The organism is Paenibacillus sp. MDMC362, from assembly GCF_003269305.1.
In the GTDB taxonomy this organism is placed as follows: domain Bacteria; phylum Bacillota; class Bacilli; order Paenibacillales; family Paenibacillaceae; genus Paenibacillus_AQ.
On record NZ_QLYT01000030.1, the window covers coordinates 177,150 to 188,301 of the forward strand.

Annotated in this window: 9 protein-coding genes; 5 read left to right on the forward strand and 4 right to left on the reverse strand. The window is 52.7% G+C overall.

Annotated features, from left to right (window positions below; translation table 11 throughout):
* Nucleotides 1–4: 4 nt before the first annotated feature.
* The 3 genes from DP091_RS16500 to DP091_RS16510 all read right to left on the reverse strand — a co-directional run bounded on the left by DP091_RS16500 (nt 5) and on the right by DP091_RS16510 (nt 3,112).
* On the reverse strand, nt 5–1,087 hold the full coding sequence (locus tag DP091_RS16500; protein WP_113059320.1) for a Gfo/Idh/MocA family protein: 1,083 nt from the start codon (nt 1,085–1,087) through the stop codon (nt 5–7).
* Nucleotides 1,088–1,238: 151 nt separating this feature from the next.
* Entirely contained in the window at nt 1,239–2,186 is a 948-nt protein-coding gene (locus DP091_RS16505; protein ID WP_113059321.1) for a helix-turn-helix domain-containing protein, read from the reverse strand.
* Between the two features lie 341 nt (nt 2,187–2,527).
* Nucleotides 2,528–3,112, reverse strand: coding sequence for a TetR/AcrR family transcriptional regulator (locus DP091_RS16510; RefSeq protein WP_113059322.1), 585 nt, complete (start codon nt 3,110–3,112; stop codon nt 2,528–2,530).
* A gap of 240 nt (nt 3,113–3,352) precedes the next feature.
* On the opposite strand from DP091_RS16510, the gene DP091_RS16515 reads away from it, so the two are divergent.
* The 3 genes from DP091_RS16515 to DP091_RS16525 are packed head-to-tail and all read left to right on the forward strand — an operon-like array spanning nt 3,353 to nt 7,530.
* Nucleotides 3,353–5,329, forward strand: a complete 1,977-nt coding sequence (locus tag DP091_RS16515) for a peptidase U32 family protein (RefSeq protein ID WP_113059323.1) — start codon at nt 3,353–3,355, stop codon at nt 5,327–5,329.
* A gap of 6 nt (nt 5,330–5,335) precedes the next feature.
* Complete coding sequence (locus DP091_RS16520) at nt 5,336–6,634, forward strand: aspartate aminotransferase family protein (RefSeq protein WP_113059324.1); 1,299 nt, start codon at nt 5,336–5,338, stop codon at nt 6,632–6,634.
* A 20-nt stretch (nt 6,635–6,654) separates the two neighbouring features.
* Nucleotides 6,655–7,530 carry a UbiA-like polyprenyltransferase gene (locus DP091_RS16525; protein WP_113059325.1) on the forward strand — a complete coding sequence of 292 codons (876 nt, stop codon included), beginning with the start codon at nt 6,655–6,657 and terminating at the stop codon, nt 7,528–7,530.
* Nucleotides 7,531–7,592: 62 nt separating this feature from the next.
* On the opposite strand, the gene DP091_RS16530 is transcribed toward DP091_RS16525, so the two are convergent.
* The gene (locus DP091_RS16530) at nt 7,593–9,341 is read right to left on the reverse strand and encodes an alpha-glycosidase (protein ID WP_113059326.1); all 1,749 of its coding nucleotides are present in this window, start codon (nt 9,339–9,341) and stop codon (nt 7,593–7,595) included.
* Nucleotides 9,342–9,688: 347 nt separating this feature from the next.
* On the opposite strand from DP091_RS16530, the gene DP091_RS16535 reads away from it, so the two are divergent.
* Both DP091_RS16535 and DP091_RS16540 read left to right on the forward strand, forming a co-directional pair.
* A complete protein-coding gene (locus DP091_RS16535; protein WP_071222173.1) occupies nt 9,689–9,949 on the forward strand; it encodes a metal-sensitive transcriptional regulator in 261 nt (86 codons plus the stop codon).
* 122 nt (nt 9,950–10,071) lie between these two features.
* Nucleotides 10,072–11,085: an NADP-dependent oxidoreductase gene (locus DP091_RS16540; RefSeq protein ID WP_113059327.1), complete on the forward strand. Its 1,014-nt coding sequence runs from the start codon at nt 10,072–10,074 to the stop codon at nt 11,083–11,085.
* The last annotated feature ends 67 nt before the right edge of the window (nt 11,086–11,152 follow it).

Sequence of the window (11,152 nt, forward strand, 5' to 3'; positions counted from 1 at the left end):
TAGGTTAAAGGCTGTTCTGGGCAACGGGCTGCAGCGAAACCTCCGCGCCTTGGTCGGACGAGTCGTAAATCGCCTGGATGATCTGGGAGGAGAGGATGACCGTATCGATGTGCGAAGGCTGCTTCTCCCCGGTTTGAATGCAGCGGATGAACCCGTCAATCTCATTCTGGAACATGCTGCCGAGATTGAATTTCGGCGTGGTTTCAATCAATGCGCCGTCCTCCGTTGTGTAGAAGGTGAAGTCCGCGCCGTACTTCAGCCGGATGCCGCCTTTGTCGCCGAGGAAGTCGATGAACATTTCTTCGGCGCCGATATTTTGCGCCCAAGCTCCGTTCAAGGAAATGGTCGGGCCTTCGGTGCGGACGAGAGCCGTGACAAAATCGTCGACGTCATACGTGCCGTCATATTTCGGCGGACCTGCCCACATTTTGAGGAAGGTGTAATTCTCCATGTCCTTGCCCAGCTTGCAGTAGGCCTGCCCGGAGACGGTCTTCGGCTTCGGATCGCCCGTGCAGTACATCACGACATCGAGGAAGTGAACGCCCCAATCGATCAGCGCGCCGCCGCCGGCAATGGCTTTGGTCGTGAAGGCACCGCCGAGTCCCGGGATCGAGCGGTGGGAACGGAAGCTGGCATATACGTGATACAGCTCGCCGAGATCGCCGTTTTGGATCATTTTTCGGATTCTGTTTACGCTTTCATTGTAACGGTTGACCACCCCGATATTGAGCGTTTTGCCCGTTTCGTGCTGAACCTTCTGCATTTCCAGCGCTTCCGCGTAGGTACGGGCTGCCGGTTTTTCGCATAATACATGCTTACCTGCCCGCAGGCAATCGATGGCGATGGAAGCATGAACGTCATTCGGCGTACAGATCGATACCGCGTCGACCTCAGGGTCGTTCAGGATGTGGTTGTAATCTTCGATGGCTTGGCCGCATTCGTATTTCGCGACGGCGGCATCGGCCCGATCCTTCACGATATCGCAGAAGTATTTGATCTCGGCGTCTTCGTTGGCCATGTAGGCGGGGATATGGGCACTGTTCGCAATCGTGCCGCAGCCAATCACGGCAATTGTAATTTTGTTCATCGGTTCTCCTCCAAAATCGTGGATTAATGATGCTGTGAAGACATGGGCCTGTCGCTTGATTCTTCGTTATTGCTTGCCACGAGTATAGCATGTGAACGAACCGATCGATTTCACTATCGTGTTTATTTATTGGATTATCGTACCGGGGGTGCTAGTCCACGGTTTTAAAAGCGTTCTTTTTATAGTAGGCAGGAGTCGTTCCCGTATATTTCTTGAAGATGCGGCAGAAGTAGGGAAGCTCGTTAAACCCGACCTTGAAGCATACATCGGTTACCGTGAGCTCGGGCTCCGTCAGCAGCCGCATGGCCATCCGTATCCGATAGTTGGCCAAGTACTGGCTGAAGGTCCAGCCGGTCACTTCCTTGAACCGTCGGCAAAAGTTCGTCCGGGACATCATCGTCCGCGCGCAGAGATCCTCCAGCCATAGAGGCTGGTCGTAATGGTCGTGAATATATTGGACGGATTCCAAAATCGGCTCGCGGTACGGGGCGCTGCCCGCGGTTACCGCTGTATGCTTGCCTTGCTCGGCATGCTCGCGGTTCACGATGGCCAGCAGCTTCAGCAGATTGGCCTTCAGCAGAATATCGAAGAATGGGCCACGGCCTCCGAACTCGTTCAGCATTTCGGTCAGGAGCTCCTTTACGGCGAGGTCGCTGCCGCCGGTCAAGGTGATTTTGAGCGGGACGCGGTCTTCGGTCGTGACAAAAGGCTTGATGAAGGAAAGGTCGAACAGCTGCGGCTCGGCCGGCATTCCCTCCAATCGTTCGTTAATGAAGGCTGGCATGAATTCGCACCCGAGCACCTCCAGTTCTTTCCCCGGGACCATCTCCACGCGATGGACGCTGTAAGGAGGGAGCACGAATATATTGCCCTGGACCATCCGGTATTTTTGCCCATAGAGCGTATGGATGAATTCGCCTTTGCTGACATACCAGATCTGCAGATAGTCATGCATATGATCGGATAAGCTCCCGAATTTTTCGGTAATGCGGTACATTTTGCAGGGCAGGCCATTCGCCATCTCCAGCTCCGACGTAAAGTAGGCGATTCCTCTTCGGGTGCATTCGGCGATATCCGGTTCCAGCCAGTGAATAGCCATCGTTTTTTCCTCCTCACGTACGTTTCGATCCTGTTATTCATAGCATAACTGATTAAGGACATGAAGGAAGAGAAAAAGCAGAAAAAAGTGAGCTGTTTATACGCATCTTGTCCATTGAATGGGATGAGGATGCCCTTAATAAAGAGGTAAACAAGTGTATTCTTTTGGCTCGGCGAGGGGCATGATTTAGAGAGTGAGACCTTCCATGTGCTGTTTCCCGTTGATGGCGCGATTCAAAATAACTAAAGATCAAATCCCCTTTAAGCGTGCGAAGTTCAAGTTTCGTACGGCAAAGAGCCGAGGTCTCCTGAAACACAGGAACAACCTCGGCTCTTTTTGCGTTACGGGCAAAACTCCTTCAGCATCTGCTCCTTCACTTCTTCAATGGGGAAGTGCTGGGGATAGGTGGATATCATCAGCATGATGCCCTGAAGGGTAGAAGAAAAGTACAAGGAGCGCTTGCGCGGCTCGGGAACCCCGAGGCTTTCGAATATGCGGCACTGCACCTCAAATTGCCGTGCAGCCTCTTCCACAAGACGCTTGCTGTAGGGAAACAGCTCTTGATCCGCTTCGGGCTGGGTTTGCAGATGCAAGTAAAAACGGAATACTTCCGGCTGCCGATCGACGTTGTCGATGGCCTGCTCCAAAATATATTTCAGCTGATCTGCAGGTGCTTGGAGCGAAGCGGCATTCTCTATGACTTCGGCAACGCCTGCGATTCGCTCCTCGACCATAGCGGCAAGCAGTCCTTCCTTGCCTGAAAAATAGTTATAGAGCAGCCCTTTGGAAATGCCGGCTTGCTTGGCTACATCACTAATGGAAGTGGCATGGTAGCCCTGATGGATAAACAAATCCATGGCGGCTTCCAAAATCTTCTCTTTCGCCATCTGGCGTATGCGTTCGTTCTCGCTGGGTGAGCGTGGCATAAAATCTTCATTCCTTCACGAAAGAATACCTAATCAATCTCCAATCATTTACAGCGCTTGATGAGATTTATTTTAGTATTGAATGAATGATTGGTCAATATTAAAACTGAATCGGATCTTAAGTTGCTTCTCGGAGCTGGAAGCGCATTGTGAATTTTACTGTGAATTAATTCACTAATAATGATTGTGAATTATGTTACAATCGAAAAAAATAGCTTTGCGGATGAGGAGGAACGGACGATGGCTCGTTATTTTAACGGTAAAGAAGTGGAACTGTTGGCTCCTGCCGGAACATTCGAGATATTCAAAACCGTCATTGACGCAAACTGCGATGCCGTATATTTCGGGGGACCATCCTTGAACATGCGCATGATGCGCAAGGGCTATAACTTAAGTTATGAGGAAGTCAAGGAAGCCGTCCAGTTGGCCCATGAGCGTGGTAAACGTGCCTACATTACAGTGAACAACCTGATGGATGAGGAGGATCTGGAGGAAGCGAAGCGTTATTTCGCCTTTTTGAACGAGATTGGTCCGGATGCCATTATCGCGCAGGATCTGGCCGTATTTCCTCTGATTCAGGAGATGAACTATAACAATATTCCGGTTCACTCCTCGGTCATGATGAATGTGCACAATCTGGAGATGATTGAAGCCGTCAAAGCATGGGGTGTTTCCCGCATCGTGGCTTCGCGGGAGATGGACCTGAAGACGGCGGAGGTGCTGCACACTAGGAGCGGAATGGAGTTCGAGTATTTTGTGCACGGCGATATGTGCACCGTTCACGGCGCTAACTGCCTGTACAGCTCCATGCTGTTCGGCAACAGCTCCAACCGGGGACGATGCATGAAGCCCTGCCGCTGGGATTATCGGGTGAAAAAAGACGGCTACCTCTATCCTACCGAATACCCGCTTGCGGCAAAAGATATGTATATGTACGAGCATATTCCGGAGCTGATCAAGTCCGGCATTGCCAGCTTTAAAATTGAAGGACGTATGAGAGACATCGAATTTTTACTGATGGTCGTTAATTCTTACGGAGATGCCATAGATCGTTACATTGCGGATCCGCTGGGCTTTAACCGCAAAGACGGGGCGGATACGCTGCATAAAAACCGGAAGCGCGATTTCACGACCGCTTATGCCTTTGGCAAGCCGGGACTAGCGTTCATCAATCGCCGTTATGAAGGAACAGGCAAGTTTTACAGTACGGGGAAGGTGTTCAGCACGCCTACCGCGGAACGCGAGATGAAGGAGGAGCGGGTGCTCCAGGTGAAGGAATCGCTTCGTCATGCGAAGCGGGAGCAGCCGGGCACGTCGATTCCGCAAATTACGGTGCATGTCAACTCGGTAGAGCAGGCCCGAGCGGCAATAGAAGAAGGGGCGGACGTCATCTACCTGACAGGCGACGTGTTCCAGCCGGATCGTCCTTTCGGCCGTGAGGATATCGAAGCTTTGACGGCGGATAAAGGGAATGCCAAAATGATTCTTGGCATGCCGCGCATGATGAATGAGCTGCATATGGAGCAGTACCATCATTTCCTCGCCGAGGGGAAACAGCATAAGTTTTATGGCCTGGATGGCTTGCTTGCCTCCAACATCGGTGCCATGCACAAGTTTCAATCTCTAGGGCTGCCGATGATTGCCGATTTCAGCCTCAATATATACAACCATATGGCGGCTTCGTTTTATCAGAAGCATTTTGGCATATCCAGAATCATTCCGTCCCTTGAGCTTCAGCTCCATGATTTGACGAAATTGCTGCGTCATCCGGAGATTCCCCTCGAGGTCATCGTCCATGGATCGCCCATCGCCATGTATCTGGAGCATGACCTGTACGCCAATGCGGCAGAGTTTGAGCCCATAGCTGAAGAGGATAATCGGTTCGTGGATAACCGTTATCTCGTACTGCTTACGGATAAAGGGGAGAACCCTGTATACCGGGATGCTGCAGGGCGTAACCACTTGGCACTGGCAAAAGAGCTTTGCTTCATGCCGTTCTTGAAGGAGCTGCACGAAGCGGGCGTGAATCACTTCCGCATTGAAGGCAAGACGTATACGACGGAGCAGCTTCGCGGCCTGGTGCGGATATATCGTCAAGCTGCCCTGAACCTGGACTCATGCGGCAGGCTGTATCAAGACATGACACCGATCTATGCCGGTTATACACTGGGTTCGCTCCAATTCGGCCATGCCATAGAAAACAATTCAAAGAGGTGAATATCCATGACGCATGCAGATCAGACGTTTATCGGTCCGGAAGCTATCGTGACAAAGCGTCGGGAGTACGGCTACCTTTGCACGGCCAATTTCTATAAAAATCCGCCCCAGATCATCAGCGGCAAGATGCATAAACTTTACGGGCATGATGGCAAAGCGTATGTCGACTTCTTTACGGGGGTGTCGGTTGTCGCCTGCGGCCACTGCAATGAAGCCATTACGGCAAGAACGGTCGAACAGCTGCAGACGCTGCAGCATACGTCAACCATTTACCTTACCCAGCCGATGGCAGATCTGGCGGAGCGGTTGGCAAACGGCGTTTTGCCTGGCAACCTAAAGCGAACGTTCTTCGTAAACAGCGGCTCCGAAGCGAATGAAGGCGCGCTGCTTGTCGCCCGTCTGCACACGAAACGCCGCCATTTTCTGGCGCTGGAATACGGCCTTCATGGACGCACCTTCCTGACCATGAACGTGACCGGCATCCCGATGTGGCGTGCCGATGATTTCCTGGACCATGAGGTGGCTACTTTTATTCCTCGTCCCTATGATCCTGCCATGGATCAGGATGCTGCCGCTCGCCGTTCCCTGGATGCGTTGGCGAGTGTGCTCGCTGCGAAGGGAGACACCTTCGCCGCCATGATCGTAGAGCCGATCCAAGGCAACGGGGGAATGATCGTGCCGCCGGATTGGTATTTCCGTGAGCTGAAGGCGATGCTGGAGGAGCATGGCATTCTCCTGATTGCCGACGAAATTCAGACGGGCTGCGGCCGCACGGGACGCATGTTCGCGATCGAGCATTACGGTATCGTGCCTGATATTCTTACCATGGCGAAGGCACTAGGCAATGGCGTGCCGATCGGCGCCTTTTCCACGACGGACGAGATCGCCGCCAGTCTGAATCGGCCTTCCGCCTCGACTTTTGGCGGCAACCCGGTATCATCCGCCACGGCGCTTGCCGTCTTGGATTACATCGAACAGCAGGGCCTGGTTGAGCGTTCCCGGCGCGTTGGCGGGCGGCTCATCGAAGGTTTGAGGGAGCTGCAAGGCCGATATGAGTTTATCGCCGATGTCCGAGGCAAGGGCTTTATGGCCGGGGCCGAAATCCGTGGAGCGACCGAAGAGGAAAGCGCAGCATGGACGGATATCATTCTGGAGCGCATGAAGGAAGAAGGATTTATTATCGGCAAAAATGGGGTGGGAAGAAACGTGCTGGCTTTCCAGCCGGCCATGATGATTCCGGAGGAAGATATCGAGGCCATGCTCTGTGCCTTGGATAAGGTGCTGGCAGGGTTATCCCAAACGTAAACGAATGAGGTTGAATCCATATGCAGATGATGTATAAAGTCGTTCATAAGACCAAAATGTTCGGAGAACTGGTGATGTTCTCCCACACGCTGTTCTCGCTGCCCTTCGCCATCATTTCCATGATCTGGGCCGCGGGCGGCGTACCGTCATGGCATGTCATGCTGTGGTCGTTGATTGCGCTGGTTGCCGCACGCAATGGGGCCAATGCCTTCAACCGCATCGCCGATTTAGAGTTTGATGCCGCTAACCCGCGGACGGCGAACCGTCATATGCCAAGAAAGCTCCTGCTGCCTCGTGAGGTGTACGTATTTGTGGTCGTTAACTTTGCCATCTTTATTCTCGCGGCAGGAATGCTGAACCCGCTCTGCCTGGAGCTCTCACCGGCAGCGATCGTGTTGATCTGTACGTACTCGTATACGAAGCGCTTCACCTGGCTGTGCCATCTGTATCTGGGCTTTACGATCGCTTCGGCTCCGATCGGGGCATGGTTTGCCGTAACGGGGCAATTCGCTTTCATTCCGTTTATCATCGGTACCGTCGTCATGCTGTGGATTGCAGGCTTTGATATCATCTATGCCACGCAGGATATCGAATTCGACCGCAGCACCGGCTTGTGGAGCATTCCCCGGGCGTTTGGGTTAGAGGGCGGACTGCTCATTTCCAGAATGCTGCACGGGATTATGGTCATCCTGTTGGTTTCCCTTTACTTTATCCAAGGCTTAGGCTGGCTCTACTTGGCGGGAATTGCCGTTTCGGTGATGCTGCTTGCCGTGGAGCATCGAATCATCAAGCCTTCCAGCCGCAGGCGGATGCACCTTGCCTCCTACAACCTGAATCAGGTGATTAGCTTGACGATTCTGCTCTTTACTTTGGCCGATCAATTTGTGCTCGGATAAAAAAACTCCCTTCGACTGCCGGCCCGCTACTCGGGCATATGGCATTCAAAGGGAGTTTGGTTTTATTGCCCGGCTTTCAAGATCGCAAAGCCGTACGCAGGCAGCTTCACGGTCAGCTGGCCTTGCTTCGCGCTAAGGCCTTCGCCGTTCCACAGGTTCGTCCATTGCTGGTCCTGCACAGGGACGGTTATCGTGTTGCCCGCCTTGTCGTTGTTGACGGCAATGAGGATCGTTTCATTGTCGTCCTCGCGCAGGTAAGCGATTTTGCCTCCGTTCTTCTCGGCCTTCAAAAATTTGAAGGTTCCCGTGCGGAGAGCGGAATGTTCTTTGCGGAGCTGAATGAGCGTTTGGTAGAAATGGAACAGGTCCTTGTCATGCTTGGACTCGTCCCATTCCATGCATTTGCGGCAGCCCGGATCGTGTCCGCCGTCCATGCCGATTTCGTCGCCGTAATAGATGCAAGGCGTGCCGAAATACGTGAACTGGAACATCGCGGCCAGTTTCATCAGGCGTTTGTCGCCGTTCGCCTGCGTTAACAGTCTTGCGGTGTCATGGCTGTCCAGCAGGTTGAACATCACTTCGCTGGCTTGTCTCGGATAGCCGGCAAGCTGCTTGCCGAGCATGAACGAGAACTTCTCGGCATCGGCGGTACGGTTGATAAAGAAGTCCAGTACGGCATTCGTGAACGGGTAGTTCATGACGGCGTCAAACTGGTCGCCTTCCAGCCAGATGGAGGATTCATGCCACACTTCGCCAAGGATGTAAGCATCCGGGTTGGCTTTTTTCACGACTTGACGGAATTCGCGCCAGAAGCTGTGTCCCACCTCGTTGGCTACATCCAAGCGCCAGCCGTCGATGCCCGTTTCCTTGATCCAGTACTCGGCAGCCTTAAGCAGATAAGCCCGGACTTCCGGATTCTCCGTGTTCAGCTTCGGCATCAGCGGCTCGAAGGCAAAGGTATCGTAAGTCGGAATGCCATCCACCACTTCCAGCGGCAGGGAGCGAACGTAGAACCAATCCTTATATTTGGAGTTCATGCCGTTCTTCTGCACGTCAACGAACGGGGCAAACGTTCTGCCGGAATGATTGAAGACTGCATCCAGCAATACGCGGATCCCGCGCGCGTGGCACAGATCGACCAGTTTCTTCAGCGTGTCCTTGTCGCCGAACTGGGGATCGATTTCCATATAGTCTTCGGTATCGTATTTATGGTTTGTTGTTGCCGTGAACAGCGGCGTGAAATAAATCGCGTTGACGCCGAGCTCGCTTAAATGGTCAAGATGGTCGATAACTCCCTGAAGGTCACCGCCGAAGAAGTTCTTCGGCGTCGGTTCGGCACTGCCCCAAGGCAAAGTGCCATCCGGGTCATTGCTTGTATCCCCATTCGCGAAGCGTTCCGGGAAGATTTGATAGAAAATCGCGTCTTTGACCCATGCAGGCGGGTGGAAAACGTCATCCGGATTGATGAACGGGTATTCGAACAGGCGGTCCGGATTGGCCGGAGGCTCCGTCAGGAAATCGTATTCGGTCATCCAGCGCTTTTCGTCGCCCTGCTGGAGCAGGAAGCCGTATTTCAAACGGCGGTATGGCGGGGTTGCTTCGCACTCCCAATAATCGAACATTTCATCCGAGGACAGCTTGGTCATCGGAATATATTCCATCGTTTGATCCCACAGGTACTTGTCGCCTGCGAGGGCGTACACTTCGGTAAGGTCGTCTTTTTTGGTGCGGATTCTGAGATGGATGGTCGTGCCGTTATAAGCGTAGGACCAGTTTTTGCGCGGACGGTGATAGATGGCTTCCAAGAACATCGATAATTCCTCCTTAATTAGGTAAATTAAAAAAAGGCACAGCCAGGACTATGAATAGCCGAGGTTGTACCTTTGCAAGATAACATTGCCTTTAAATTATGAGGTTTGGATCTGGTTGCTTATGAATTCATTAGCTGATTAAAAATATACCACGCGCTCTGAGCGTATTCAAGTCCCAAGTCGAAGTCGCTGATCTTAGCCTGCAACGAGGCGGACAGGATGCGGATTTTCGAGCGGGATACCGCCGGGCGGTGCAGGTCGCAAGGAAAGAGCGGGCATTTGTTGTATAATATAGCGACAAGGACAAGCCTGACAGTGACAGATACGTATTATAGGAGGACAGTCATATGCAATACGACGATCAGATGAAAAACCGGATCAAGCGGATTGAAGGACAGCTTCGCGGCATCTTGAAGATGATGGAGGAGAACAAGGACTGCAGGGAGGTCATCACCCAGCTATCCGCTTCGCGGACGGCGATCGACCGAACCATTGGCGTTGTCGTCAGCTCCAATCTGGTGGATTGTGTACGGAAGGCCGAAGAGAATGGCGAGGATACGGAGAAGCTTGTGCAGGATGCCGTTAATTTGCTCGTTAAGAGCAGATAAAGGATTAGGCACCGAACGCGAAAGCACCGCTTGTTAAGGAGGGAGCTTTAGGGCTAGGAAATTTGTAAACGGACAAAATGGGTAAGGATAGGATGACGGTTTTTTTAAAAGGAGGGACTCAGATGTCTGTGAACGAACAAATTATACTAGCCAAAAGGCCGCAAGGCATGCCGGAGGAGTCGGATTTTATATTGGAGGAGCAGCCTTTGCCCGTTCCGCAAGCTGGGGAGGTCCTGGTACGGACCGTGTACTTGTCGGTGGATCCGTATATGCGGGGCAGAATGAGCGATGCCAAGAGTTATGCGAAACCCTACGAAGTAGGGCAGGTTATCGCTGGAGGCGCAGTAGGGCAGGTCATGGAATCGACGGATCCGACCTATCGGACAGGCGATTATGTTGCGGGAACATGGGGCTGGCAGCGCTTTTCCGCCGTGCGGACCGGGACGCTGCGTAAGGTTAATCCGGATCTGGCACCTGTATCGACCGCCTTGGGCGTGCTGGGGATGACCGGTTTGACTGCCTATTTCGGACTGCTGGATATCGGTCAGCCGAAGGAAGGCGAGACCGTAGTGATATCGGGTGCCGCAGGCGCCGTTGGCATGATTGTCGGGCAGATTGCCAAGATCAAAGGGACCCGGGTGATCGGTATTGCAGGTTCTGACGAGAAAACCAATTACTTGACGGAGAAGCTGGGGTTTGATGCAGCGATCAATTACCGGAACGAAGATCTGGCATCGTCTTTAGCGGAAACTTGCCCGAATGGGGTGGACGTCTATTTTGACAATGTCGGCGGTGAGGTTTCGGATGCGGTGCTCCGTCTGATCAACAAAAATGCACGGATTCCGATTTGCGGCCAAATCGCACTCTATAACCTGGAAAAACCCGATACGGGCCCGAGAATTCAGAGCCTGCTGTTGACCAATACGGCACTGATGAAGGGCTTTCTGGTCGGCGACTATGCCAGTCGGTACAATGAGGCATTGCATGAGCTGGCCGAATGGCTGAGGGATGGCAACATTCAGTACGCCGAACATATCGTCGATGGTTTCGAGAAGACCATTGAGGCGTTTTTGGGGCTCTTCTCCGGGGAGAATCTGGGGAAACAGCTGGTGAAGGTAAGCGAGGAGCAGAGTTAGTTTTTTGATATGACGGATTGTAATATGAAGTGCGACACCTACTGGAACTAAATAAAAAAGAGCCCAT

Excerpts from the sequence above, each read along its gene's own strand:
- DP091_RS16500 (WP_113059320.1), bottom strand. The coding sequence starts at position 1,087 with ATGAACAAAATTACAATTGCCGTGATTGGCTGCGGCACGATTGCGAAC.
- DP091_RS16505 (WP_113059321.1), bottom strand. The coding sequence starts at position 2,186 with ATGGCTATTCACTGGCTGGAACCGGATATCGCCGAATGCACCCGAAGA.
- DP091_RS16510 (WP_113059322.1), bottom strand. The coding sequence starts at position 3,112 with ATGCCACGCTCACCCAGCGAGAACGAACGCATACGCCAGATGGCGAAA.
- DP091_RS16515 (WP_113059323.1), top strand. The coding sequence starts at position 3,353 with ATGGCTCGTTATTTTAACGGTAAAGAAGTGGAACTGTTGGCTCCTGCC.
- DP091_RS16520 (WP_113059324.1), top strand. The coding sequence starts at position 5,336 with ATGACGCATGCAGATCAGACGTTTATCGGTCCGGAAGCTATCGTGACA.
- DP091_RS16525 (WP_113059325.1), top strand. The coding sequence starts at position 6,655 with ATGCAGATGATGTATAAAGTCGTTCATAAGACCAAAATGTTCGGAGAA.
- DP091_RS16530 (WP_113059326.1), bottom strand. The coding sequence starts at position 9,341 with ATGTTCTTGGAAGCCATCTATCACCGTCCGCGCAAAAACTGGTCCTAC.
- DP091_RS16535 (WP_071222173.1), top strand. The coding sequence starts at position 9,689 with ATGCAATACGACGATCAGATGAAAAACCGGATCAAGCGGATTGAAGGA.
- DP091_RS16540 (WP_113059327.1), top strand. The coding sequence starts at position 10,072 with ATGTCTGTGAACGAACAAATTATACTAGCCAAAAGGCCGCAAGGCATG.